This is a genomic window from Duganella sp. Root1480D1 (genome assembly GCF_001427305.1).
GTDB lineage: Bacteria > Pseudomonadota > Gammaproteobacteria > Burkholderiales > Burkholderiaceae_D > Rugamonas.
The window spans coordinates 212,759-237,573 of sequence record NZ_LMFZ01000012.1 but is presented as its reverse complement, the minus strand read 5'-3'; the positions used below and the strand labels follow the sequence as shown (position 1 = coordinate 237,573).

The 24,815-nt window shown below is 53.9% G+C and carries 20 protein-coding genes and 1 pseudogene; 6 read left to right on the top strand and 15 right to left on the bottom strand.

Annotated elements, in window-relative coordinates:
- Window positions 1–356 precede the first annotated feature (356 nt).
- Together ASD58_RS13540 and ASD58_RS13535 are read right to left on the bottom strand one after the other, a co-directional pair.
- Window positions 357–1,709 carry a hypothetical protein gene (locus ASD58_RS13540; RefSeq protein WP_057261687.1) on the bottom strand — a complete coding sequence of 451 codons (1,353 nt, stop codon included), beginning with the start codon at window positions 1,707–1,709 and terminating at the stop codon, window positions 357–359.
- Window positions 1,710–1,802: 93 nt separating this feature from the next.
- Entirely contained in the window at window positions 1,803–2,108 is a 306-nt protein-coding gene (locus ASD58_RS13535; RefSeq protein ID WP_057261686.1) for a helix-turn-helix domain-containing protein, read from the bottom strand.
- A 98-nt stretch (window positions 2,109–2,206) separates the two neighbouring features.
- Here ASD58_RS13535 and ASD58_RS13530 point away from each other — a divergent pair, with 98 nt between their 5' ends.
- A complete protein-coding gene (locus tag ASD58_RS13530) occupies window positions 2,207–2,740 on the top strand; it encodes a hypothetical protein (protein WP_156401274.1) in 534 nt (177 codons plus the stop codon).
- A gap of 127 nt (window positions 2,741–2,867) precedes the next feature.
- Here ASD58_RS13530 and ASD58_RS13525 read toward each other — a convergent pair whose 3' ends face one another.
- The 4 genes from ASD58_RS13525 to ASD58_RS13515 form a co-directional block, all read right to left on the bottom strand.
- A complete protein-coding gene (locus tag ASD58_RS13525) occupies window positions 2,868–3,824 on the bottom strand; it encodes a hypothetical protein (protein ID WP_057261684.1) in 957 nt (318 codons plus the stop codon).
- Between the two features lie 419 nt (window positions 3,825–4,243).
- Window positions 4,244–6,583, bottom strand: coding sequence for a phage/plasmid primase, P4 family (locus ASD58_RS13520; RefSeq protein WP_082565401.1), 2,340 nt, complete (start codon window positions 6,581–6,583; stop codon window positions 4,244–4,246).
- On the bottom strand, window positions 6,580–6,939 hold the full coding sequence (locus tag ASD58_RS31230) for a hypothetical protein (protein WP_156401273.1): 360 nt from the start codon (window positions 6,937–6,939) through the stop codon (window positions 6,580–6,582). Before ASD58_RS31230 ends, ASD58_RS13520 begins: the two co-directional genes overlap by 4 nt.
- A complete protein-coding gene (locus ASD58_RS13515; RefSeq protein ID WP_057261682.1) occupies window positions 6,936–7,145 on the bottom strand; it encodes a hypothetical protein in 210 nt (69 codons plus the stop codon). The genes ASD58_RS31230 and ASD58_RS13515 overlap by 4 nt, the downstream gene beginning before the upstream one ends.
- 327 nt (window positions 7,146–7,472) lie before the next feature.
- On the opposite strand from ASD58_RS13515, the gene ASD58_RS13510 reads away from it, so the two are divergent.
- A complete protein-coding gene (locus ASD58_RS13510) occupies window positions 7,473–11,780 on the top strand; it encodes an ATP-binding protein (protein ID WP_156401272.1) in 4,308 nt (1,435 codons plus the stop codon).
- A gap of 133 nt (window positions 11,781–11,913) precedes the next feature.
- Window positions 11,914–12,419: pseudogene (locus ASD58_RS31225) on the top strand (transposase); the annotation flags it as partial.
- Here the strand turns inward: ASD58_RS31225 and ASD58_RS31645 are convergent.
- From ASD58_RS31645 to ASD58_RS13480, 5 genes are all read right to left on the bottom strand, one after another.
- On the bottom strand, window positions 12,368–12,907 hold the full coding sequence (locus tag ASD58_RS31645; protein WP_162253012.1) for a hypothetical protein: 540 nt from the start codon (window positions 12,905–12,907) through the stop codon (window positions 12,368–12,370). The pseudogene ASD58_RS31225 and the gene ASD58_RS31645 sit on opposite strands and share 52 nt — an antisense overlap.
- Window positions 12,908–13,008: 101 nt before the next feature.
- Window positions 13,009–13,272, bottom strand: a complete 264-nt coding sequence (locus ASD58_RS13495; protein WP_057261678.1) for a PAAR domain-containing protein — start codon at window positions 13,270–13,272, stop codon at window positions 13,009–13,011.
- A gap of 13 nt (window positions 13,273–13,285) precedes the next feature.
- Window positions 13,286–14,764, bottom strand: coding sequence for a virulence factor (locus ASD58_RS13490; protein WP_082565400.1), 1,479 nt, complete (start codon window positions 14,762–14,764; stop codon window positions 13,286–13,288).
- Window positions 14,761–16,935 (bottom strand): hypothetical protein, encoded by a 2,175-nt coding sequence (locus ASD58_RS13485; RefSeq protein ID WP_057261677.1) that lies wholly within the window; start codon window positions 16,933–16,935, stop codon window positions 14,761–14,763. Before ASD58_RS13485 ends, ASD58_RS13490 begins: the two co-directional genes overlap by 4 nt.
- 33 nt (window positions 16,936–16,968) lie before the next feature.
- A complete protein-coding gene (locus ASD58_RS13480; RefSeq protein ID WP_082565399.1) occupies window positions 16,969–19,716 on the bottom strand; it encodes a type VI secretion system Vgr family protein in 2,748 nt (915 codons plus the stop codon).
- A 326-nt stretch (window positions 19,717–20,042) separates the two neighbouring features.
- Between ASD58_RS13480 and ASD58_RS13475 the strand changes: the two genes are divergently transcribed.
- From ASD58_RS13475 to ASD58_RS13465, 3 genes are all read left to right on the top strand, one after another.
- Window positions 20,043–20,474: a hypothetical protein gene (locus ASD58_RS13475; RefSeq protein WP_057261676.1), complete on the top strand. Its 432-nt coding sequence runs from the start codon at window positions 20,043–20,045 to the stop codon at window positions 20,472–20,474.
- Between the two features lie 311 nt (window positions 20,475–20,785).
- Window positions 20,786–21,094 (top strand): hypothetical protein, encoded by a 309-nt coding sequence (locus tag ASD58_RS13470; protein WP_057261675.1) that lies wholly within the window; start codon window positions 20,786–20,788, stop codon window positions 21,092–21,094.
- A 99-nt stretch (window positions 21,095–21,193) separates the two neighbouring features.
- Window positions 21,194–21,631, top strand: a complete 438-nt coding sequence (locus tag ASD58_RS13465; RefSeq protein WP_057261674.1) for a hypothetical protein — start codon at window positions 21,194–21,196, stop codon at window positions 21,629–21,631.
- 609 nt (window positions 21,632–22,240) lie between these two features.
- Here ASD58_RS13465 and ASD58_RS13455 read toward each other — a convergent pair.
- The 4 genes from ASD58_RS13455 to ASD58_RS13440 all read right to left on the bottom strand — a co-directional run bounded on the left by ASD58_RS13455 (window position 22,241) and on the right by ASD58_RS13440 (window position 24,707).
- Window positions 22,241–22,822: a HipA domain-containing protein gene (locus ASD58_RS13455; RefSeq protein ID WP_057261672.1), complete on the bottom strand. Its 582-nt coding sequence runs from the start codon at window positions 22,820–22,822 to the stop codon at window positions 22,241–22,243.
- A gap of 148 nt (window positions 22,823–22,970) precedes the next feature.
- Window positions 22,971–23,384 carry a helix-turn-helix transcriptional regulator gene (locus tag ASD58_RS13450; protein ID WP_057261671.1) on the bottom strand — a complete coding sequence of 138 codons (414 nt, stop codon included), beginning with the start codon at window positions 23,382–23,384 and terminating at the stop codon, window positions 22,971–22,973.
- A gap of 200 nt (window positions 23,385–23,584) precedes the next feature.
- On the bottom strand, window positions 23,585–24,244 hold the full coding sequence (locus ASD58_RS13445) for a class I SAM-dependent methyltransferase (RefSeq protein WP_057261670.1): 660 nt from the start codon (window positions 24,242–24,244) through the stop codon (window positions 23,585–23,587).
- Window positions 24,245–24,257: 13 nt separating this feature from the next.
- Window positions 24,258–24,707, bottom strand: coding sequence for a thiol-disulfide oxidoreductase DCC family protein (locus ASD58_RS13440; protein ID WP_057262088.1), 450 nt, complete (start codon window positions 24,705–24,707; stop codon window positions 24,258–24,260).
- Window positions 24,708–24,815: the final 108 nt, after the last annotated feature.

Here is a 24,815-nt window from a genome sequence, read left to right as displayed (position 1 = left end):
CTAAAGGAGAAGTCAAACCATTTGCAAGTGGATTTAACAATATAGCTGCGCAGGAAATTCGATAAGGCCGAGTCGTTTCCGAACGCCCCTACCGAACCCCAAGCATAAATTTTTGCGTCCATGTTTGCATCCAAGTTGTGAAAACCCAACGATAAAAGCTAGTGTTGATGCGAGGTATGGTGAATGATGTGAGTCCCCCTCTCCCGCCAAGAACATAGTAAATAAGCGCCTTTCGGGGCGCTTTTTTATTTTGTCCCACATCCAGGCCCACTTACCAAAATCGCTTGGTTGGGGCGTTTTGGAGGTCTAGGCACGATCCAATTTTCTCGGGCCGCGCCATACTTCTCCAGACGGGCTTATTTGTCCTTTTTGCCACGTCCAGAGGCCGATGTTCTTTTAGGTGTGTCGATTACGGCGAGCATTGCAGATCGACCGCCCTCAGCGTTGGCTTTTATAACTTCCTTCAACAATGAAATCGATTGAGGGCCAGCGCCGATCCAGCCTACTCGTGCCAACTGAATGAATTCGGTGTTACTCAAGTAGCGAGGACAGTTTTCGTAACCGATGGATATTCCGCCGCCTGGTCCTTTGGCTTCAGGAAGCGTCAGAAATTCGCGTAGATGCGACTCCTGCATCGTAATCCCCTGGATCAAGCTATCGTCGCGTGCATTGGGGCGAATTTGTTCACAGAATTTGAAGTAAAACGGGCCGTCATGTAGGCGATAGCTCCAAAGCGTCGCTGGAGTAGATGGCTTCGCCGACGCGGCAGAGCGGAAGGCGCTCATTCGTTGCAATTGCTGATGAATGTTGGATGACGGCGGAACCTGATAGGACCAGCCTGTTCCATTCTTCTCCATTCTCTTGTACTGCAAAAGTATGAAGTTGTCGTAGCACGTGCTGTAAATAATAAGATCAATACCTAAGACAGTCTCAAGTGGATCTTTATCAACCACATAGACGCGCACTGAACTTTTACCTCCATCCGAAAACATTGCGGACTTGTTAGGGGCGTCTTCCAGCAACTGTTCGAAAATGCGCGCATCATGCTCGAGGAGGGTCCGTTCCTGTACAGGCATTCCGTCGAGTAGATCAATTATTGAAGAAGCTGATTCGACCTTTTCCGCTTTCAAGCCTTTGAGCACCTTGGCCCTATCCAACTCTGCGAGATCCAGGCTAATGCCAACACCGTCGCGCTGCTCGTTCAGGCGTTCGATACGGTTGGACTCGCCAAACAGGCGACGTTCTTCGGCTCGCAGTGCAATTAGTTGATCAATTGCCTCCGATGTGCTGGGGCGACACTGGCGAAGCTCTACGAGCAGACTTTCCCAAGTTGGATGCGCCGTCCGGCTCAAAGTCTCGGGCGTGCACATGAGGGGCTCAAAATCGGAGATCAGTAGCTCGCCTTTTTGGATGGGCGGATCGAACTTGACGATGTTCGACATACGCATCTTGAGTTTGCCCGAACCACCGCTACCGTGCATTCGCTCCATCATAGCCATCGCAGAAATGGCGAGAGGGTCTTTGCTAAGCACTAGCAATACGAGCTCTCTACGCTCGAACTCCCAATCGAGAGCAGAAAACGAATCCGCTAGGTCTTTCCCTGAATGAAGCTTTTCGGCCAGCCAGTCAGTGCGCTCCGGTTCAAATGTTAGGACAAAGCCGGAATAAGCCGCAGGTTGCTTGCTGTTTTTCTTCTTCCTAGTTGCCATCGCGGTTAAGTATGTGAGTTATCCAGTATTTGCGGGGTTGGTCGCAGACCAGTGAAGCATTAACCCGCCTCGCTATGCAAGTAGAAGTTCCAATTAGCTTCCGGAGATCGAACGTGCTGCCTCAATCACGATCTCTTTGCCGGATAGTGACGCTCGATGGAAGGTAACAGCCAGCCAGGCCGCTGTGTCGTCTGTTGTGTAGAAATATCCTTCTGGGACGTTCAGCACTTGCGCGATCCTAGTGACGGTTAAAAAGTCCGGGTCATGCTTCCCCCGTTCGTATTGATTCATTCTTGCGCTCGCCGACATTTCGTCAATGCCCGCAGCGACACCAAGCTTTTCTTGCGAAATGCCAGCAATCTTCCTGGCTTCCTTTAACCGCTTTGCAAAGATCGACATTCGTAGCCCCGTAAAGGCTAAGATAGTCTTAGTATTTCCTTGCGCTCACACTAAGAATTCCTTAGTATTTGTGTTGACTTTACCGTGAACTGGGAAGCATGAAACGATATATAATTGGCGAGGAAACAATGAAAAAAATGATGAAGTCCACAGCACTACTTTGTGTGCTGCTTAGCGGCTGCAGCACTACTATCCCAGGCCTGACAAGCCACACCGATGTGCCGCTGGAACTTAAGGGCTACCGAACAGGTATGGCCTTCAGCGACTGCCCAAGCCCCAACAAGAAAGTCGGTCTGCAAGGACGAAGGGTTGCGTGTGTACTCGAAGATAAATCTCTCGGGGGAGCGGCTGTGACTTATGGAGGGGTAGTCGCGCTTGATGGACGAATCGTATCGGTGATGTTTAAGTTGGTTCAGACTGGCGGCTTTTCTCAGCCTGGCGTTATTCGATCTCTCACAGAAAAATTTGGTCCTCCTGCTCGAGCCGCTTCTCACGCAAAAGCTGTTTTCTGGTCGAACGGTGATGACCAACTGACAGTCAATGAGATTGCTGGCGAAGTTATGCTTGTGGATTTAAAGGGGCTTAAGGCGCTGCACGAGGCCGAGGCCAAGGCGGGGAAGAGCGATCTCTGAGGATTGGTGTGCTCCATTTATACATCGGAGTGCATCAACTCACACGACTGTCACTATTGCAAGAGATTCTGAATGCCCGGCGTTGCGCCGGGCAAAGTTGGCTTACAACGTATCCGTTGACGAGGTGTCAGATATTGTCAAGGCTAGCCCCGCTCGAGTGGAGCCAGCTAGGGCGAATCAAGCGTCCCTTCTCGTCAAATTCTCGCAGGCCTTCATGCATCAACGCTTCGACGAGGGCGCGTCCGATAGCTCGGTCCCCCTTCAGCATTTTACGCAATGCCCTGCGCACCGACGACATGATTCCTTCCCAATCATCATACGCTTCGATTTTCCAAAGCTGATTCTGCTTTTCCTCCAGATTATTTTTCTGCTGCTCGATCCGTTCGTCAATCGATCTCAGTTCCTCCTTGGCCTTGTTGATGTTCGAAAGCACCATAGGCCGAGCTGCTCGTGCTTCCAAAGCTTTGTCATAGCAATGCTTCAGAGCCTTCTCCGCCTCGATAACCGCGCGCTTCATTCCGGCTGCTGTTTGAGGCGTAGCGAGGAAGGATTTTGCTTGAGTTTCGGTCAAACGCTCTGTTGCATGGGTTTCCTCGGATTCAAGCTTCGAAATTTCACCCATCTGATCTTCGGCGTTATTTAGGATGCTCACGAGAGCTGTTCTTTCGTCCTCCAGGCCAGTCAAAATTGCACTGGCCGCGTCGATCTCGAGTTGCAATGATTCTGGAGTTACCGCTGACTGCTTGAGCGCGTGCAGATCGCCTCTCAGCTCCGAGAGTTGACGATTCATTGGCGCAACCTGTCCTTGCAGTTCGCTCAGTTCTCGCGTGAGCTTACTTCGCTCTGCATACAATTTACGCCGGATATCACTGGCATCCTTCACCGTCTCAGTACAGCCCTTGGGTCGGCTTCCAGTGAGCGTCCAGTCGCGTGCTTTGATTTGCTGCTCCAATTCAGAGATGCGGGCGGTAATAGGATTCATTTGAGCGCGCACCTTAGAGCAGCGCTTCGTCACTTCTGCGATATCGTTGGAAACAACGGAGATTCGGTCTTGGATCTCATTCCTTGTGCTGCTGGTCTTCATATTTTGTCCTTTTAAGAATACGAAAGTTGAATTGCCATTGCTGGCCGCTCTCGGGGCCAACCTGTCTGTCTAGACTGCGTAAAGAGCCTTATCGGCTTCACGGTTTCACGGCTTCACTGTTCAGGCATTCACGGGTATATGGGTTCACGGCTTCACGGCTTCACGGTTTCACTGGTCTGCTGATGGCGGGACTGCTTCGGCCGAAAGGTACTACCTAGCGATATATCTAGCCATGAGGGTGCGTAGAGCCCCGCCATCTGCGAATTTTCTGAGCCTCGCATGGCACCAACAATGCACAAAGGCGAGGCCGGTGACGGTGGTGACGCGAATCAGCTCATTTCTCATAAATTCTCCTTTGTCTATGCATGGAAAAGGTTTAGGGGAATGAACCGAATTGCGTCACTTCCGTCACCTAATCGCTACAACTCGTCGTCCTCCGCCTTGATGGAGAAGTCGTCGATCAGCGCTAGTTTTCGAATGAATCTTGTGGCCTTAGTCCTTCCGGCCTCAAACCCCCGTTGAGCAAGGAGGCGACTGAAAACAGGCTTTGAAGGAGTGCGCATCCCGCCGCTCCTAAGGTACTCGCAGTAGTCTTCAAAAAGCAGTGCCACGGGGGTCTCTGCCGATTCATCGACTTGGCAGCGTGTCTCTATCCACTCTCCAAGTTGATCGCTGTCTCGCCTGTACTGATCACCGTCCTTACGGATCGTGCGCGGGATGCTCATTCCGGTTTTTTGCCAACTCAGGCAGCCATCAATAGCCCACATGAGAACTCCGTCGCGCTCAGTTTCCAGTATGCGTCTGTCCAAATCGGGAACGCGTTCGCACTCGTTGAACTGGCGTTTGAACCTAACCAATGCGATGCGTCGCCAAAATCCATCTCCGGCGTCCAGGGCCACAGGCTGATGATTTCCTCGGATGAATATGGTGTGGGTTGGCATGAAGTCAAATGACTCCCCGTACAAGGCGCGAGCGCTGATATGCTCACGGCTAACGAGCTCTTTCACACGCTGGTCGTCGAAGACATCGTTGATCCCAACTTCGTTAATCAGTGCCAGGCGCGCACCAGGGAGCCGAGCTTTTTCCCTTTCGGCTTCGCTGCCACTGCCTTTCGCGTCGCGGGCCAGCATCGTTGAGCGCACGGTGACCGCATACTCTCCGAAAATAGCGTGAAGAATGTTGGCGAAGACCGACTTTCCATTCGCCCCAGTGCCAAGCAGGAAGAAGAGGATTTCTTCGTCCATCCGCCCCGTAAGTGCATACCCCACCATCCGCTGAACAAATGCAATGGTCTCCGCATCTTCATTGAATACGGCATTCAGAAAAGCGAGCCATTGCGGGCATTTCGCCTCTCTATTGAATGAGGCTCCGGCTTGTCTGCTAATCCGCATTTCCGGCGCAGGCGTCAGCAGCGTGCCAGACATCAGATCCACGACGCCATTTCGAACGCCAAGGAGCATAGGATCAGAATCGAGAAACGACGGATTGGGAATACTCATCCCGTCTTCAGTGGCGGCGACGTGCAGCAGCGCATCGAGACGGCGAGCATTTCGATGCACAGCAAGCGCCTGATTCTGGTTGTTTTTGGCTCTGTCCGTTGGATCTGCGCACAATGCGGCATTCGCCTCTTCCAGTGCCTCGACCGCTATCGTTCTCGCAGCCTTCGTAGCCTCACCACTATTGCACCACACCCATCTAACTTTGTCCCATCGAAGCCACTTGCCGACAGCATGCACGTAGAGGAACTGGCGGCAGTATTTGGCTGCAAAGCGGCGTGCATTGCTGATGTCACCAAAAGTATCGTGACGAACTGCGCGTGGGTCGCTCCAACCATTTTGCGTTGCGCGCATATGCAGCGTACCCAATGTAAGCAAGCTTGGTCGGTCGATAGCCAAGCTTTTCCAGGTTTTGTCGAACTCTTTTTTGCTGTACATCTTCCCCTGCTTACTCCACGTGCGAGCAATCTCTTTTGCATCGGGATGACTGCTAGAGTGAACCATCGCCAGATGGTCGAACCAAACTTTGTAGCCACCAATGTCCGGATCGGGACACGCAGCCTGAAGCATGCTCGCGATACGTTCTGCCGCTTCACGTGTAGGTGACTCTGGTGAAGGCGTGAGCCAGGACAGGAAATCATCGTTGTCAACCGGTGCCCCCGGCAAGCTCCCACGCGCGATATCGGATGATGCATTTTCCGCGCCGCAAGGCAGTTCACTCGGTTCGAACTCTATCCCTTCGGCAAAATCAAGTGGGCTGCCTTCGGTCTGAATGAAGGTATATTCCGAATTCTTGACGCGTCCGAAAAACCAGGCCTGGTGCGACAATTCGGACTCTCGCGCAAGAGCTCCGTTCAACAGGTGGTTCAGTACCCGAACAAAATGGAGGTGCTTTTTAGCTTCGACAGGTTTCGTCAGTCTTGCTACTACGCGGAAGCGCGGCTTTTCTGGCCTATGCCTTCTTGTTGTGTAGATGACAGCCTGAACTCCATGTTCAAGAAGAATTTTCGCTGCTTGTTGTGGCTGCATGGTCCCTGCGTCGTGATCTCCAACAATCGCGTAGGTCATGCGCGCGTTCTGCGCATTCCGATAGTCGTCAGCAAACTGCGTGCAGCTAAACAAAGGAAGCTCATCGATGCTGGCATACTCTCGTGGCACCTCGAACATGCGAGTGAAGTCCTGCCAACTCAATGTCGATCTCTTGCCTGTTGGCCTGCTTGCGGCTGGGAACCGTGTCAATTCAATCGATGTGAAGCTGCTCATGGGTTTTGGCCACCTTTCACTGCAAGCGGTCGAGCCTTAAACCCGGCCGAAGCCGAAGCGATTTCTCGGGGGCGAAGTTGAATCATCACTTTCCCTGGCCCGGCAGGGATCATCGAAATTTTGTTGCCGCACTTGATCGCCCGACCGCTGGCAACACTGTTCAACAGGCCAAGTACCTTAGAGGTCATTTCATCGTCAAATACATATCTATTGCGGAGCAATTCGATAAGCCCCGTTGGCGTAGCAGGACCGATCCATTCGTTGTGAAATGGTTTTCGAACGGGTAGCCCCTGGCTGCTCAAAAATCGAGCGTGCAATGCTGAACGCGCACGAGGGTAGCGTTTTGGCTTGGTCATTTCTTAACCTCGATGCCTCGACGGGCGCAGTAACGCAAGATGGAAGCAGTGGTGATGGCGGATGATTTTTCGCCGATCTTCACCAGGTCAAGTTCACCGCGTTGGACATCGAGATAGATGGATGCACGCGATCTCGCAAGAATTACTGCGGCTTGCTTCACCTTTTGAACGGGAAGAGTCCACCAGTTATCGGGAATGGTTTCCATGAGTAACCTCCGTTGCAGAGGCCCGCCGTCCATTCGGAAACGATAGACGGACGAACCCCTATGATTGGTAAGGGTTCGCTGTCTAACCGCCCCGTGCGGCTCATCACTCGATTTCGCCCGGAAGGCGGCATCCCATCAACAGCGAGTTAAATGGGTGAGCCTTCTTCCATGGTCAAGAACAGCCAAATAATTGGTTGCCCCCGCATTGAGTTTCTCAATGCGTTGTTTGCTGACGGCTGAAGTCTAGCCTTATCCAGCGTGAGATGTAAAGGGCTAATTTTTCTGTATGTGCCTGATTTGACAGGGTAAAACCCTGTCGCGTTGCGAGTGGAATATTCAAGATTCACTATCTTAACTACCTGTTTTGATGAGTTTTTTTTCATGGGTTGTGGGCTATGTAAAATAAGAGCACTCCTTGTCAAAAGTGTCGGCGCGATAGCCGTCCCCAACCTGCTCATGATGACCAAAACAGTCTCACTTGTACGTGAATTTCGTCGCTACTCAGAAGTTGACGATCTCGATGCAATGGCAAAGCAATTTCATAATGATCGTATCGGGCTCAAATGGGAGCAGCTAACGAAGCCAGTAGTCGTTATCCTCGGTTCCCCAGGCATCGGGAAGACAACAGAGTTCAGGTTGCGAGCAACTGAAATGGCGGAGAACGCGTTTACTTTGTTTGTGCCGCTATGTCAGATCGATGGCGATAGTTGGAACATAGATCCTATTGAGGAGGCGCGCCTGGAGAAATGGGAGGCGAACGCAAGTGGAAAAGGGATCTTCTTCTTAGACTCAATCGACGAAGCGAGATTGAGTGACCCTAATGATTTTAGAAAAGCACTTCTTGGGGTACATCGTCGATTAAAGAAGCAGCTTCATCGAACACAGATCTTTCTCTCCAGTCGGTTTTATGATTGGGCTGTGCCCGAGGTCCGAGATGCAGTGCACAGCTTGCTGACACAACCTCTGTGCTCGGCGCAGTATGTCATTTCAAATCAAAATGATTTTGCTTCGGGCTACGCCGTACTTCCTCAGGTCGAAGAGGTTGAACCGCTTGTGCTCGAGCCGCTTTCGCGAACCGAACAAGTAAAATTGTCTCGTCACTTCAACGTTATAAATGAATCTGACTTTTGGGACGCTGTGCATGGCGGGAACTACTCGGCGATGGCAGTTAGTCCTCGCGATCTTGCATGGCTGGTGGAGTATTGGAATAGTAATCAGAAGCTGTCCAGCTACACCGAGCTTATGCGCGCGCATGTGGAACGACGATTGAGCGAGGAAAATGAATCGTATTCCGATAGGGTCGCTACCCTATCAGCGGATCGTGCACAATCCGGAGCAGAATTGGTCGCTATGGCGATGGAGGTCTCTGCGACGAAGGATATTTCGATAAAGGTCACTTCCAATCGAGCCAGCTTGAATGCAACGGAGCTGCTGCGCGAATGGAACTCTCAAGAGATCAAACGACTATTGGGTACAGCTGCCTTTGACCTATCGTCTTTTCAGTGTTTTACGTTCAATCATCGTTCAACGCGTGAGTATCTTTTTGGCCGATGGGTTGCGGCCAGGAGGGCCGGTGGTGTTCCGCTTGAACGCCTGATGCGTCTATTTGTACGGGAGCAGTATGGCAAGTCGGTGTTGATACCTGCACGTCGTTATGGCCTAAGTTGGGCATGTTCCTTGGATCATGAAATTCGGCGATGGGTCGCGACGAAACATCCTGAGGTATTCGTCTTCGACGGTGATCCATCTCGGTGGGATGCACCTACCGCCGAACTAGCGTTTAAAGGATATCTAACCAAGCTATCACAAGGTTGGCATCGGGATTGGTTCAACAGTGGTGCCGAGATGGCGCGGGTTTGCGCGGCCTTGCGTCCGACCTTTCTTCCTTCGATGCTCGTGCACTTCTCAGAAAATGATGCGGCGTGTGGAACAGTACTTACCTACATTTATCAAGGAGAGGTCGCTGGCTGCAATGCGGAAATCCAGCGCATTTTGGAGAAAACATCACCTACCGGCTACATATATCGCCAAGCTGTAACAGCACTGGGGAAAGTTGGGACGCAAGAGCAGCTAAGCGACCTTAAAACGAAGCTTCTTGCAGGGGACTTCGCGAAGAATAACAAGTTGATCGCAGAGCTGTTGGAAGCCATTGGGCTACGGCGGTTCTCGCTGGATGAATTGAAGAATTTGATTTCACAGGCAGAACCTGAAGAAGGAATTGGTGGGCCTATGGCAAGAGCCTTTGGCGAGGTTCTGAGCGAGGAAAGTGAGTTCGAGATCGCACTGCTTGCATTGCAAGCGCTGTTGGAATCTTTGCCAAGTCGGCTAGATCCTGTGCGAGCGTCAGAGATGTTGCAGCCGCCTTGGATATATGCCGCTTTCTCAGATGTGTTCGAACGTGCTCTTGAACTGTTCCCAGGCACGGAGGTTGATATCGGCGTATGCGTTTCCGCCGCTTGGGAGGCAGAACGTCTGCGCCGCACCAACTATGCTCCTTTGGATGAATTCAAGAAGGTGAAAGTGCTGATCGCGAGAAATGACGTTCTTCGCTGGCATCTTCTGAATGAGGTTGCGCTACGAGACGAAGTGAAGGGAAGATCAAGTCTCTTCCATGATGTCTGCTTGGTGGGCCTCGAAAAGGAGGACTTGGAAGAAGTTGTTTCGAAAGCGAACCTCACGACATTGCCCGCAGAAGTAAACAGGGCCTGGTTCAAAGCCGGCGTTCGTCTAGTGGGCTTATGTTACGAGGCGTCTCTCAAGTCAGAGGCGTTGCAACGCTTTATCGTCCCGCCCTACGAGGAGGAGCGCTCGACGTATATTCTGGGGTTTCAAGAACAGGAAGGAAAATTCTCAGGCGAACATCAGGCGTACCTTGCTGAGCAAGAGGAAGAGAAGCTCGAAAGAGCAAGGCAGAAGGAGCTCGATATTGAGCTGATCACGAATGAACTGCCAGCTATTGAGAACGCAGAATACAATGCTTTGCTCAAGTTGACGCAGTACATTCTTCACGACTTACGTAGCAAATTCTTCGAAGAAGTAGATTTAGATGAGGTCGCAGAAAAGTTCGGAAGACACATAGCTGATGCTCTTGCAGTTGGTCTGATCAAGCACTTTAAAGGCTACGATGTAGATGATCCATCGAACTACCCGGATGGCTCGGTGCCATGGCGCCTACTGCTTGCGACGGCGGGCTCTCAAATTCTTGTGGCGCGTAGAAGTGCATTAGATGTGAGTGATATTTCCAAAATCGCCCGCCTCGAAGTTTGGTATCCCAATGGCCCATCGTCCACTTTCGATTCTGTCTTGCCTGGCAACGAAGCGGCAATTGTGGAAGCGCTAGAGCAATGGGTTTTGCGAGAGGCTGAAACCGAGCAGGCTGGTAAGGCAGCTCATAGCGCTATCCGGTTCTTGTTGGGAGCCCCACACGAGATCCAGCGTCCATTGCTCAACAAACTGAAAGGAGCCGTAGTTTCGGATGATGTCACGCACCCTATGCTTAGAAAGGGAATATGGGATGCGATGGCGGAGTTGAATATTCTGTCTGCTTCAGAGCGAGCAACGCTAGCCAGTGAAAGAGTCAAGGATTCGGGCAGCAGCGAAGTGATCGATATCGGCTGGCTTCGCCGGTGGCTGTATAGTGCACCTGAAGATGCATGGTCGTGGTTCAAAGCCCGCGTTGAGTCTGCAAACGATGGAGGACAGTCGCTCGTCACTCAATTTTCGGAGAATATAGGAAATCTTGAGGCAGCGTTGGCAATTGATGGCGATGAGCGCTTGAACCTTCTTGTTGAAATTTATGCGCTCTTCCGACCATATGCAAAGAACCTGGACGACGCATTTCCATTTCGAACGTCAACGGTTGAGTCGTTGGTCGGGCGCATTCCCAACATCGTTAAAAAAGTACCAAGCGAAGGAGCAAACCGAGCGTTGGCTAAGCTAGCCGAGATCGAGCCAGATCATTCTACAAGTCAGTGGCTTTGGTCTGAGCAATTGGGTCATGCATCACAGGTTGCGGAAGTTGAAGCGCTCACAAGCTTCGACCAAGTGCAGGCGCTGATCGATGGATTCGAAACGGAGGCAAATTCCGCTGACCAGTTGCTCCAGCAGGTTCTAGCAAGGTTGGGGGAGATCAAACGCGGTGTGGAGGAAGGGCCGTTCAGCGATAGGAATCTATTCAGGCCGAAAATGCGCGAGAAGGATGTGCAACTTTGGCTTGCCGCGCGCCTTTCTGAGCGTGTCCCGCTTGCGCGCTTCAATGTGCAAAGAGAGGAGGAAGTCGATGATGACAAGAAGACTGATATCCAGCTTTCGACAAGCAACAAATATGTCGTCTGTGTAGAGATTAAGCCGCTAGATTCAGACGGGAGGTATAGCGCAGCAGAACTGGTCGATACGCTTCGCACCCAAATATTGGGTCAGTATCTTAAAGGGTATAACAGCTCACATGGCGTTCTTGTCTTATTTCGGCTTGAGGAGAGAACGTGGGACGTCAACGACAAGCGCCGCCAGAAGTTCGAGGAGTTGATTGCGTATCTTAGGGGGCAGGCACAATTGATTATCGAGGAGCACAATCGAACGCCAGGCGTTGTTCCAGTGCGTGCACTTGAAGTTTTCGATATCAAATGCTATCGCTAGGATTTCAAATGCAGCGTGCCTAGCGGAGCGTCGAGAAATCGCCGTGCTATTGGCCTTCTATAAGGCTCGACGTCTCCCCCGATTTGAGTAGCACGGCGATTTAGAGTTCAATCACGTAGTTAGGAGATTGAACATGAAGAAACGATTCACTGAAGAGCAGATCATTGGCTTCCTGCGGCAAGCCGACGCCGGAATGCCCATCAAGGATCTGTGCCGCCAGCACGGCTTCTCAGAGGCCAGTTACTACCTGTGGCGCAGTAAGTTCGGTGGCATGAGCGTACCTGACGCCAAGCGATTGAAGGAGCTGGAAGTCGAGAATGCCCGGTTGAAAAAGCTATTGGCCGAATCGATGCTGGAGAATGAGGTCACGCGCGAAGTTTTGCGAAAAAAGTGGTAGGCGCACCGTCACGCCGAGAGCTGGTGCGTCATATGACACAACAGGGCCTGAGTGAACGTCGAGCCTTGCGGGCAATCGGCATGAGCGCCAGCGCCTATCGCTACCAGCCGGCACCGGACCGAAATGTGGCGCTGAGAGCGCAAATTGTGGCGCTAGCCCAAAGGCATCGGCGCTATGGCTCCGGAATGATTTATCTGAAGGTGCGGCAGTCTGGCCTGGCGGTCAACCACAAACGGGTTGAGCTGCCTTCTGGGAGAGCGTATTCAACGTGTATCCCTGCCAATTCACGCCATGTTTTCTTGTCCTTCAGCGAATGTGCGTTGTAAAAATACGTTGAGCTGGAAAAGTAGATGTCATGAAAGCGTACCGTCAAAGCGCTGACAAACTTCTCATGATATCCCTCGAAACTCTCTCTGCCGTTATTGCCGTTGGCAATAATTCCAATTGCTTGAAGTTTGGTGAATTTTTTAGGGTCAGATTTCACCATGTCGTCATCTTTGTTGGGCTGCGCCAGTCCTAGGGTCCACAGCAACTGCCATTCAGTAGGGTAGTCGCGTCGCTGAAGCGGGTTGAGCCACTGCAGCCCAACGACTTGGGCCTGAAACGGTTCAAGATTCCGCCGCACTGCCATCGCTGCGCTGGGTACGTTCTGCGTAGAACCACATGCAAGGAGGCTGAATAATGTCAACACACTGGTAAGACGGGCTGGCGAGGGGAAAATTCGATTCATAGATTCAGCATCAGATGGCACTGGGTAGTCTGGATAAATGCGGGCTTTTGACGGTCGAGGCGTTGGACGAGCGCCTTTCACGAGTCAATACACTACGATTTCTACCCGCGCGTGCTCTTAGGGGCGGTGGAGATAAGGGTGGCGCCGCAACTGGTCTTATGACCGTCGAAAGCCGCCGGGATACCGTCGATTAGCACCATTGGATCTCCTTCAACGATTATGCAAACGCCATGGCCAGGTACCGGGCAGGTGCAGCTGTCACCCTTGCGGGCGACAGCAATGCCATGTACCTTTGAGTTAGGTGCTGCGCTAATGACGACGCCACCGTGGCTGGTCGGGTCGTTCAGGCGGATCACTCCATGCATGACCGTGCCTCATTCACCTCGAATACCCTTGCGAGGCCGGCTTGGCGTCGTGACGCAAGCCCCACCATGGCAGGAACGCACTGCCGCCGCCGCGGGCGCGGAACCATGGGGCGTTCGAATCGATAGGCCGCACCTTGGCGGGCGGGCTCACCAAGACTGCCATCGGATGCTCGGCGTTGGTGGTACCGGCCACCAGTACAGTTTTGCCGATGTGATTGGCATAGGCGATGCCAAGTGCTACGTTGGTCAGTGCAGTACCAGCGCCCATCTCGCCCAGGAGGGCCGGTGTATTGAAGGTCTGCTTCGTGAAGTCGAAATCCACCAGTTCCGTCGTGAGCGTCTGGGCCAAGGCGCCGATGCGTTCGGACGACGCGGGATGACTGTTGTTTGCGTCGTGGATTACGTACCCAATGTCGCTATCCTGTTTGCCAGCGTTGCGCGCTGCCATTTCAACTGCAGCTTTCCAAGCCTGGATCTGGCGTGGGGGCTGGCCCTTCTGTGCTTCGAAGTCACCTACTTTTTTGGTGGCTGGGTAACCGATCCATGCCAACGGAGCGCGCTCTGTATTGTAGTCTGGTCCTGCCAGTACCAGCATGACCATGTTTTCGTTAATTTGCTCGTCCTTTGGGGGGAAGCTCGGGGCGTCCCAATTCATCACCCAGACGGTCTCGTTCGGATGTGCTTGCAAGTAGTCCAGGCCCGCTGCCAACGACGTGAAGCCGGCGTTCGCGCCGCCCATAGTCACGCGGACATCAGGCGGTGTGTCTCGGCTCCAAGCGTTGGGAACTGCCTTATTACCAATACTGAAAGTAGAAATGATGTCGTTTCGCAGGTAGTTTGCTGCTTCAACCGGGTCTAGTCGTCCTTCAGGAAGAGCGTATTCGATATGAATGCCGGCCAATTCACGCCAAGTCTTCTTGTCCGTAAGTGAATGTGCGTTATAGAAGTATGTCGAGCTAGAGAAATAGATGTCATGGAAGCGCGCCGTCAATGCTTCGACGTACTTGTGGTGATATCCCTTGAAGGTTTCCTCACCATCATTTCCATTGGCGATAATTCCGATCGCTTGAAGCTTAGAAAATGTCTTGGGATCAGACTTCACCATATCATCGTCTTTGTTGGGCTGAGCTAATCCCAAGGTCCAAAGCAATTGCCACTCAGTCGGATAGTCGCGGCGTTGCAGTGGGTTGAGCCATTGTAGTCCAACGACTTGAGCCTGGAACGGTCTGGCAGGCTGAGGTACTGCTGGCGCGACCGCAACGGCAGTCGTCTGGCTCGATGCTGACGCACTGACGCTAAGCAATGCCATTACGCCTGCCGCAAACAGAGCAGGGAAAAGAAGAAAGCGATTCATAAGGTCTCCATCTGATAGTACATGCGGCGCAGATAAATTAGAAGCTCTTGTAAGAAAGAGGGCAGCGAGTATCGCAAATACGAACGCGACCAAGGCGCAAGCAACGCGACGCTGATGGGTCTGAGCTAAGAATTTCATTGGGCACCTTTGGGGACTTTAGCGAAGAAGCCGCGTTGATTGACAATCTTAGCTGGCATCATGCCCTCCGGCGTTTCATTTGCCCACTTAGGGACCGGAACATTTCGAAATAGGCCGGTCTTGAAGTACTCCTTAAAGTCCTTGTTTGGATCGATGTCGTTGAGGCCGTCGAGGAAGCGCCAGTCGGCGACCTTTCTAAACGTGTTCATCTCTTTTTCACTGATGTGACACACACCTACGGCGACATCGTACGCAAGTGCCTTCTGCGCATGCATGCCATTGGTCATGATGGTCGAGTGGTCCGTTGCGTGCGTGTCTATGTTATCCGCTAGGCTTTCTTTGATCTTTTTTGTGCGCCAGGCATTGTATTCTGTGCCGGTGGCGGTCGGATCATCTTCTTCAATCACTTTCTCTCCATTTTTATAGAGTCCTTCGCGCTTTGCCTGCATCCGCAACATTGCGTGGTGTTCATAGCGCAAGCTAGCCTCGGTAGACGCATCGCCTTGTGCCGCATCGGTTTGCTTGTGCGCTTCTCCCTCGGTACCACCACGCGGAACATTGCGGTCCCCGGCGTACGGATCGTCAGCATTGCGGATGCGGTGTTGGTCGCGCGATTCGCCTGGCATGTCGTAGTCTTGATCGAAATCGCTGCAAGTCTGGCCGAAGCGTAGTGCTACCGGCAAGAACGATTCCGGCAGGTTGGGCGCTGTTAACGGCGTCTTCCAGCCCTTGGGAGGGTCTCCGTTGATCGCGGTACGGGCGATGGATGTCGCCACGATCATCACTGGGGCGCTGGCAATCGTCAACACTTTGCCGAAGATGTTCGTGTTTGCAGCCAGGCCCTTGGACAACGAGTACTTCGCTTTCGGCGAAGGCGGGTGCCAGAATTCTGTAATCCCGCGATCCTTCATTGCCTGCGCAAAATCATAGTGTCCTTGTTCGCCAACTTTGAATCCCTGCGCGAACACCCGCTGGCTGAAGACGCCATGACCATTGGTCGCGTTGATCTCCTGCTGGCTCAGGCCGCGCCAGCCGATGCCTTGGATAGTGGTGGACGAAATCACTTGGTCGTGCGGGTTGAAATACAGCGTTACGCGGCCGAGTGTGGATAGCTTGTCACCGTACCCAAATTTGTTGCGATCGCCTCGCGCGTCGAAACCATGTGCCTCGTTTTTCATCAACTCATCAATGGCGGCGGCAGGTTGCTCGTAATTCGATTGCTTGCGGATGATCTCGAAGAATGCGGCCATGGTCTTGTACCGGGCCTCCCCGCTGGTGCGGCCATGCTTACCCTCCGGATCTTCCATGCCACGTTCCGCCCACGTCTGGGTGGCGTTCTTTTGTAGCAAGCTATACGGCGGGTTACACAGCACATAGGTGTCGGCCACGCAGTTGCCGGTCTTGCCGGTTGCATCGGTCACTGGATCGAGGCGGTCACCGAGAAAGGCGGCTGCGATGCCGATCATGTTACCCTGGCTATGGCAGACGATGGTAATGGGGGTGTCGGCCTGCTTCTTGCGGATCGACTCGACCAGCTTCGCCAGACGTAGCGCGGCCAATACATAATACGGACGCGGCGGCGTGGAATAGACCAGGCGATCATTTGTGGGGTTCATGTGCTGGATGTGCAGCCACAAGAACAGGCTGTCGTCGATGCCGCTGCCCCAAAGATCGGGCAGCGAGGTGCAGCCGTTGGCAAACGGGCCACCGCCCCAGTAATTCTGCTCGTTGAGATAGATGGAGTCACCGAAGGCCTGCAGTTCTTCGCTGCTGGCCTTGTACCCCCAACGAAAGTGGATGACCGGGGAGAAGCTGCCTTCGCTGGATACAAAGGTTTTATCGGTCATCTTGGGATTTATGAAGCCGTCTGGCGTCAACTCGTCTAAATATTTGGCCGGTCGCAGTTGACCACCTTCTGGCGTGGCATAGACGATCTGGCCCTCATTGCGTTTGAGGCGATCGTTCAGGCCTTTGCACAAGCCATCTTCCGATTGCGTATACCACTCGCCGTCAGAATTGACACCATGGACGAAGATGGTGATGCCTGGCAGCGGCATCTGTGCGATGACATCGAGGTGTTTTGGATCGACCAGGCAGACACCACTCTTGGCGCCGACGATCAGGTTACAGGGGTCTTCAAACGGACTGTCGAAAGATAAGGGCTTCGTCATTGATGCGATTTCCAGGCTAATTCGGGGTGCGCTTCACTTGCGCGGACGATAGAAGATGGCCTTGATTTGCTGTAGGCGGTCGGCCACGATTTTTTCGCCGGTACCGGCGCCATCACTCCGGCCCGTCATCGGGCTATCGCCAACACGCTCGACATGCAACTGCATGCCTTCCACTGGCTTGCCGTCGGTAGCGCGAAGCAGGCGCGGAACACGGCCAAAGTCGCCCGATTCGAACTTCGGCAGCTCGGTTGTAGCGCTCGCAGGGCCGTTCCAGTGGTGACCATCGGTCTTCACCGTGAGAGGTCCGGGGCCGCCGATTTCGGCATTGCCGCCTTTCAGCGTCAGGTAGGCGCCTCCGCTCACCATCAGGGTCACCTCATCTTCGGCCATGATGATCAAGCGTTTGGATGCGGTGATCTTGATGTCTTTGGCGGAATTGATCTGGATATCGTCCAACTGGCTTTGCAGCAGGAATTTGCCTTTGTGCGCCACCTGGGTGATGCCGTCCATGTGCGAGAACAGCGATATTCCTTTGCCCGCGTTGAGGTTGAAGCGCTGGCCGCTGGTGAATTGCAAATGTTGCTGGGCCACCGTGTCGACATTCACGCCTGCGTAGCTAACCATCGTCTTGGGGGTGCTGAGGGCGATGCCGGCTGGTGCAGTCATGCTGAGCGTCGGCTGGCCGCCGTCGCGCTGGCGGTCGGTATTGCTGCCGCCCGCCGCTGCATCCACGTGTTCTTTGAGTTCAGTTTGCGGCTCGGGATCGAGCGCCAAGCCCTGATGCTCGGCGGCGTACTGGCCAAGCGACTTGAACAGGTTCAGGCAATCCTGCATCAGGGCCAGGTGTTCGTCGCTGCTCAATTGGTTGCCGCAGGCATCCAGCCGCTTCCAGGCTGAGATCAAGAGGGACTTGGCGGTGCGGATCGCGCCACTGTCATTGGTGGCCAGCTCGAAACCCTCGCCGCGCGGATCGGCCTCGCCGTCGGTGCGCGGATGCGTCAGGTAGCCCAAATTCAGTTGACTGTGCCCATGCTCGCTGGCCAGTTGGGCGCTGATCTGTCCTGGAGTGTCATCCATGCGAAGTTGGTTGTAGCGCTGCGCCTTGACTTCCTTGCTCTTGATGCCGGACAGGTATTTGTCGCCAGGCAGGCGGCTGCGGTGGCTGAACGATGGCGGGGTGGTCTTGCCGCCGTGTACTCGGCCGATGATCAATGGCTTGTCCGGATCGCCGCCGAGGAAGACGCAGATCACTTCGTCGCCCGCGCGTGGCAGGGAGATGGCGCCATACTGGGCGCTGGCCCAGCCGCTGGCCACGCGCACCCACGCTGAATCACGCTCACTGTCAGACGCGCCGGCGCCGTTGGCGTGCTCATGGTCTTCGTCGCGGCAACCGGCAAAGCGGATTTTGACACGACCCAGTGCGTCGCAGTGGATCTCCTCGTTGGTGGGACCAACCACCGTGACGCTTTGCGCTTCGGTGCGCGGTAGGTCCACGCGTGGATCGTAGTGTGGCACGATAGGTATGCCGCGCCGGACGCAGGTGAAGCGATTGGTGTAACGCACGCCGCGTTCGGCGCTGGCCTGCTCAAGGCCACTGCTGTCGTTACGCCAGTGATTGAGTGCAAACAGGCGGCGTGCGCGGTCTTCGAATGCCTTTGGCAAGTTGTTTTCGGCCTCGACGCGCAGTTCGGTAATCACAAACTCGCGCTGCTCCTCGGGATGCGTATCGAGTTCCGGATGGCCTGTCACCCGGTTCCACTGGCCGACGCACATATTGCGGTCGCTGCCTTCGCCCTGGAAGAACTTGGATTCATACTCGTGGCGCTGCATGCGAAGAGTGCCCAGGCTGCGGTAATCGGCATCATTGTCGCCGGCATGCGGTACGTCGACCAAGTAGTCGTCAAGGCCGTTCGCGAACTGGTTGCCAAGTTTGCCTTGGTCAATCTCATTGAGGTTCTGGCTGCCCATCGACCAAGCTTGCGCGTAGTCCCAGGAGCGGCGGTTGACGATTCCGGGAGTCAGTCGCCGCACGGCATGCCAGGCAGTGATCGTGTCGCGTTGCTCAGTGCCGTCGTCGCGATGATAGCGGATGGCTCCGGCCGCATTTTCCGCCAGCGACATGGCATCGTCGAACAAGACCAGGGTATGGGCTGGAGTCTCGTTGCTGGCGTGGTCACTGGCGGCGCTAGGACGGATGAACCAGGCAATACCGCGGCGCTTCCAGAGGCGCTGCAGGAAATCCGAGGTCGACTCGTTGTACTGCATGGTGAATTCGCGCGCTGGATAGGTTTTCAGGTGGCCCAGGTCGAATTGGAACGTGCGCGCCACAGCGGGATTGGCTTCGCGCCATTCGCGCAGGATGGTGTTGGTGATATCGATTTCGCTGGCGTTGCGGAAGACGCGCGTATTGCTGGACTTTTCCAGTAGGGACAAAGCATCGCGCACGATCAACTGGTAGGTAGCCAGGCCGCCATCACCTTGACCTTCGACGACGGAAGCGACGATGCCACACACAGAACGCAGCCCGCCAGTGTCGGTTACAAATTGCAACTCGACCGGGCTGGCGATGAACTGCTTGAGCGGAAGGCCCACCTCAGCCGACACACAGAGCAAGCTGTATTCAATGCCACCGCAGATGGTTTCTGTTCCGCTCACATGTTTGACCAGCAGCAGGTCTTCCCGCGTGTCGGGCAAGCGCAGTCGAATCGGGCGGTTAGCGCCGGCCAATGTTCCGAGCGGAAGCAGACCTGCCGATAAAGCAGGCAGATTATTCAATTTCATGAGTAGAGATCCTAGCGATTGGCTTGCTCGCGTTCGGCTGCGTGCCAAAGCGCGGCCAATTCTGCGTACAAAAATGGCAATAGATTATAAATGGAGTAATCTTTTTCTGTTAGACAACATTCAATCGTGCGCGGCTGCTAGCAATTTGTAAGCTAGCCACGTAGCCGATATGCTGTATTTCATTAATACCAAGTACACGGTATTATTGTCGATTGGAAATTTTGGGATACATGCTTGCGGGGCCTCACATCGGAAATGTGAGCCACTCTGGGGCACCTCTGTTTCGAGACACAGTAGCCGGGTGCGAACATGCGCAGCCAGGAGCTATGATCCTGTTCTTTGTCAAAGAAGGCGCTCGAGTTCGTCGGGCTTTCTTCTGGTGGGGCTGGCAATGGGAATTTACCGTGGGATCTGAGTTGAAGAGTACATCTAAAGTCGTCCTTTCCATCTTGTTGGGTTTCTTCATGACCTGGACCAGCTCGTATGCTGCTTCTGGTGCCGGCTGGCAGCCCCTTTTCCGACGTCCTTCGTCCTATTTCGATCCAACGCTGGGTAGCACTTCATGGTGGGGCGTGGCCTTTGTTGGAGTTTGGTTGATGGGGCCCGCACTAGCATGTGGCGCGTTCGCCGCGATTGGAATCCGCAGCGCATGGAGGACGAAGCGCGTATTACTTCTGTTTGCAATCACTTGGCTCGTCACTCTTACTTTGATCGGAATGTGGGATATTTTCCGCCCGGCGGGAATCCATCCCCAATGATAGATAGACCAGGGCGGTAACCGAGGGGCGACTTTTTCGATAGTCTCGCTTGAAGGCCCAAGGCAGGATGTACAGATTCAAATTTCTTGATGCCGTGTCGGCTACGTGCACCAAGCGCGAACGCCGTCTTTGATGTGAGTTGAAATAATTGTGAGCGATGTTACGAAATTGGTCGACGACCACGAGAACGAGCAACAGCCAATGTGGGCAAGGATCGAAGGAAGCCGCTGGTATGCTATTCCTCCGGCTATGGCAGAATCGTTCCTGAAGGCTGGCGCGCAAGTGTGCCAAGCGGAAGAACTGCCTCATTGATGGGAACCACACTGAAGGCGGAATTTACCCTGCTGCTGGATCATGATGGCTATTGGCTTGTCGAAAAGTCGATCGCGCCTGAAGTCATTGCGGCGCCAGAGAGGTTCCGAAATGGCGTGGAAAAAACGCATTCAAAGATCGCTTCGTGCCGGCTCGCATTGGAGAAAGCGGTTGCAATGGGAGCTAACGAGTTGCACATTTATGGCTTAGGGACGGCCGCCGCAGCCAAAGAGATTCGTGCTCGTGGGATTAAGCCGTTCATCTATCATTGGGATGCGTCGGCAGACCTGACCAGGCATAGGCGTTAGGGCAAGCCGTGGGTGACGTAGTGGTTTTATACAGCTCGACTTGCATACTGTTTAAAACCTCTCGGCTGTGGATGTCAAACCAACGTTTGAAGGAGTGAAATGACGGATCTCGCACATGCATTGAAAACCGAAATCTCCCGACTCGCTCGCAAAGAATTGAGGGCACAGTTGGAACCGCTAAAGAAGTCGGCCGCTCAATCCAAGGCCCAGGTGGCGGTTCTACGCGAAGAGGTTAGCGCGCTCAAAAGGCAGTTAAGAGCGCTGGAAAAGCAAACGCGACGCTCGCCTTACAATTCTGACGATGTACCGAAAGCATCGCGGCAACGCTTCACGGCCAAAGGCTTTGCTACCATGCGAAGTCGCTTAGGGCTTTCCTACGGCGAAATGGGGCGGCTCGTTGGGGCATCTGACCAGTCCGTGCGCAAGTGGGAAGACGGCGAAGCCATCCCGCGCATGAAGTTTCAGCAGGCGATCTTTGGTTTGCGTGGTGTCGGAAAGCGAGCGATCGCTGAGCATCTTGGCGCGGCGGCCAACTGAGAGTGGCCGGCCAACAGCTGCCATGAAAACTTAATTTTAGGAATGCCAAGATGTTCGTTAAACGCCCTGTGTCATCGTTTCGATTTCGAGAGGACTTTGCGGAAAAGGTCACGACTGAGTGCGCTCGGCTTGGTTGTTCGAAGGGAGTATATTTCGAGATCCTTCTTGCAAAAGCATGGGGGCAAGGGCTGATTACTACCGATGACGTGTTTGCCTACGATCCGACGGTACGCTGGATGGACCATTTGATTGGCACTGCAACTGGGATGGACGAGCGATAAGCGAGCCAACTAGGCAGCCATCGGACTGGCTACGGCCAGAAGCTGCCTCATTAATTTTGTATCGATGGCGAAATCCTCAATCAATATTTACATAGGCGAGGAAATTGGCATACGTGCCCCGCACCGGCCGGAAGCGGTCGAGGAACAAACTTCATGAACGACGACGTACAAAAGATTCTTGAAATTCTGAGGCAAGGCGGAAGACCTTCCATAAAGGACCTGCAAGCCCAGGGATACGCCCCCGATGCTATTTCTGTAGTTACCAATCGAGACGATGTTCGCTGCGTTCAGGCACACCACATTGGCAACGGTGGATTGGTCACTAGGCTCAAAACCGCTTTACGGACAGCGCCTTTTGGTCCTCGAATGTCAGAATCTCAGTGGCGGCAACAGGCAGGCCAAATTTATCCATGATCTGCGAGCAGAGCCACTCGTTTTCGACGGAGGTGCGCATGTCCGCACGGCTGTTGCCCACAAGGCCAAGAGGCAGTTTCAGGATATGGGTGGTCGGGGTACTTCCGGTCGGGCGGTACCATTGTCCGTCGTGCCACAGAAGGGCGTTCTTCTCCTGTGCGCCGGCAATGGACAAGCGTAGGTCATCCCTGTGGTCTTGGCGGCCCAGACTCGCTGGTGCCGTGGTCGCCCGCAGCAACTCCGCGATCTCGTGCTCGTCGAGCAAATCGCCTTGAATGGAGAACAGGTCGTCCGGTCTTTCATCCGGCGCTAGAAGTTGGGCTGCGCCTACGCAGTCTCGTCCCAGCGCCTGCAGTAAGGCGAAAGGGGAGGTGCTTCCAGTTTTGTGCTTCTGCGCCAGGCGCTGGCGAATGCGTTCGCTATCAGGCAGCAGGTTGTCGAAGTAGTTCGTAACCACGTCGCCCGAATACGGAGCGTTTGCCGCCGTGAAGGGCATCGACAAAGAGCGGGCGACGGCTCTCGTCTTCCAGCCATTCTTGGAAGTACGTGAACGTCGAGGTGTTTTGTTTGATTGTCCATTGGCCTACCGGAGTATCATTGAGCCAAACGTTGAGACTGCGTTGGATTCCGCGTTGCGCCATGTATCACCACTCGGTTGTGTCGCCGGGTTTTACTACTCTTGCAGGGGCACCCCCGATGCCAGGTTTTGCGTCCTTAGGTAAAGCCATTACATTGTCCCTTCCGCGATCGTCAGTGCTGCGATCTGGTGCGTCCTTCACACCGATGGACCTTCGTCGAGTGCTCGATTTGGACTTCACCTGGAAGACTGGCAACGTATCCGGGTCGCTGTCGGTCATCTGAAGCTTGACGTTCATCAGCCGCAAAATGGTGAAAAGGCGCTCGACGCTCGTCGATGCCAGGTTCGATTCGATCTGGGCGTAGCTCTGTTGGCTAATACCTAGTCTTTCAGCCATCGCCGCCTGGGTGAGATTTGCCTTCTTCCTGAAACCTTGGATGAGCGGCTTCAGGTGATCTAGTGTCTGGATCGTGAAGTCCATGGTTTTACCTCCGTAAATGCGCTTCCTTTTACAGTATATGGACTGTAAATCACAATTACAATGCAAAACTTGTAAAGCTGGTAAATTACAGTATGTGGACTGTACTTTTGTTTTACAGGCTATGAGCTGTTAAATATGGATTATCGGGATGGCAAAATCGTTCGATTGGGGTCTGGGGCTTCGCAAAACTGCATGCCTGCTCAGCACTTCCTGATCGCAAAAAAAGCCGTCACGCCGACAATCTCGAAGTAGACCAGCTTGCCGCAGGCTTCCAGCGCGGTCTTCAATTCCGCCGCATTGTCGCACCGGTTGTTGAACACCCCCATTGCGTTCATTAGCCACATGAACGGGCGCGCCAGCAGGTTCTTGTTGACGCTCTCCGACAAAACGGAAGTACCGAACAGTACGCCGTGATCCGATAGCAGTTTCGTGAGGTGGCGAAACGCGATGCCCTTCTCGGCGAACGATCCCGGCACGCAGTGCATGACGTAGTTGATGCCGATTGAATCGAACGGCGCAGGACAGTGCGCTATCGGCTCCAGCAGGTTCTGGTTGTAAACCTCCGGCCTATAACGTGCCACTTTCTGCCTTGTCTTTTCCAGGCAGGAGGCGCTCAGGTCCATCAAAGCCAGGCGCGGTGCGGTCGTTTCGAAGCGTATCCTGTCGAGCAAATAGCCTGTTCCAACGCCGACTTCAAGATGGTTGGAAGTGGCGTATTTCCTGTAGTGGGCATCGAGCCGCCCGATCGAACTGCCCCACGCGAACTTCGAAATCACGCCATACAAAACGGCGTCGTAAATTAGCAGACTGAATGGATTGAAATAACGCTGCGAACGCGCGACTTCCTTGCTGTAGTTCATGTGCGCTCCTTGTTCACCGTAAGAATCGGTCGGCATAATCGGCGGCCGGCAGGTAGCAGGTATCGCGCTTGCCGAAAAAGTGAAAACGGTGGCGGGCAATCCATTCATACAGGCGGTCCCGGATGGAGAGGGGCAGTACGCGACCCAACGTCGCCAGGCGCCACGGATAACCCAGCCCCTCGGCCATGCGGATCGACCCTTCCGATTTGAACCAGGCGGCGCCATTCTCGATCAAGATATTGGTCTGGTAGTTTTCCGGATCCAGCCCGTAATGCACATAGAGCGCCCTGCCAAGCGGCGTTTGCGCGGGCAGCAAGCGGTAGCGGGCCTTGCGGTCATGGCGCAGCACAAAATTGGCCCAGCCGGAGCACATTACGCAGTGGCCGTCGAAAACGATGATGGGACGGTCGTCGGGGAAGTCCGGGACTGTCGGGTCGTGGCGATAACTGAACGATGTAGCCATGTGCATTGCCGAGGCCTTATTTCTGCGAATTCATTAATTTCTGTCAATACAGAAATTAGGCGCCACGCAGAAGGCAAAGTCAACGGATTTCGATTGGTTTCACGCATT

Coding starts and splice junctions, on each gene's coding strand:
- ASD58_RS13540 (WP_057261687.1), bottom strand. CDS start 1,709: ATGGCAACTAGGAAGAAGAAAAACAGCAAGCAACCTGCGGCTTATTCC.
- ASD58_RS13535 (WP_057261686.1), bottom strand. CDS start 2,108: ATGTCGATCTTTGCAAAGCGGTTAAAGGAAGCCAGGAAGATTGCTGGC.
- ASD58_RS13530 (WP_156401274.1), top strand. CDS start 2,207: ATGAAACGATATATAATTGGCGAGGAAACAATGAAAAAAATGATGAAG.
- ASD58_RS13525 (WP_057261684.1), bottom strand. CDS start 3,824: ATGAAGACCAGCAGCACAAGGAATGAGATCCAAGACCGAATCTCCGTT.
- ASD58_RS13520 (WP_082565401.1), bottom strand. CDS start 6,583: ATGAGCAGCTTCACATCGATTGAATTGACACGGTTCCCAGCCGCAAGC.
- ASD58_RS31230 (WP_156401273.1), bottom strand. CDS start 6,939: ATGACCAAGCCAAAACGCTACCCTCGTGCGCGTTCAGCATTGCACGCT.
- ASD58_RS13515 (WP_057261682.1), bottom strand. CDS start 7,145: ATGGAAACCATTCCCGATAACTGGTGGACTCTTCCCGTTCAAAAGGTG.
- ASD58_RS31645 (WP_162253012.1), bottom strand. CDS start 12,907: ATGAATCGAATTTTCCCCTCGCCAGCCCGTCTTACCAGTGTGTTGACA.
- ASD58_RS13495 (WP_057261678.1), bottom strand. CDS start 13,272: ATGCATGGAGTGATCCGCCTGAACGACCCGACCAGCCACGGTGGCGTC.
- ASD58_RS13490 (WP_082565400.1), bottom strand. CDS start 14,764: ATGAAATTCTTAGCTCAGACCCATCAGCGTCGCGTTGCTTGCGCCTTG.
- ASD58_RS13485 (WP_057261677.1), bottom strand. CDS start 16,935: ATGACGAAGCCCTTATCTTTCGACAGTCCGTTTGAAGACCCCTGTAAC.
- ASD58_RS13480 (WP_082565399.1), bottom strand. CDS start 19,716: ATGAAATTGAATAATCTGCCTGCTTTATCGGCAGGTCTGCTTCCGCTC.
- ASD58_RS13475 (WP_057261676.1), top strand. CDS start 20,043: ATGATCCTGTTCTTTGTCAAAGAAGGCGCTCGAGTTCGTCGGGCTTTC.
- ASD58_RS13470 (WP_057261675.1), top strand. CDS start 20,786: ATGGGAACCACACTGAAGGCGGAATTTACCCTGCTGCTGGATCATGAT.
- ASD58_RS13465 (WP_057261674.1), top strand. CDS start 21,194: ATGACGGATCTCGCACATGCATTGAAAACCGAAATCTCCCGACTCGCT.
- ASD58_RS13455 (WP_057261672.1), bottom strand. CDS start 22,822: ATGCCCTTCACGGCGGCAAACGCTCCGTATTCGGGCGACGTGGTTACG.
- ASD58_RS13450 (WP_057261671.1), bottom strand. CDS start 23,384: ATGGACTTCACGATCCAGACACTAGATCACCTGAAGCCGCTCATCCAA.
- ASD58_RS13445 (WP_057261670.1), bottom strand. CDS start 24,244: ATGAACTACAGCAAGGAAGTCGCGCGTTCGCAGCGTTATTTCAATCCA.
- ASD58_RS13440 (WP_057262088.1), bottom strand. CDS start 24,707: ATGGCTACATCGTTCAGTTATCGCCACGACCCGACAGTCCCGGACTTC.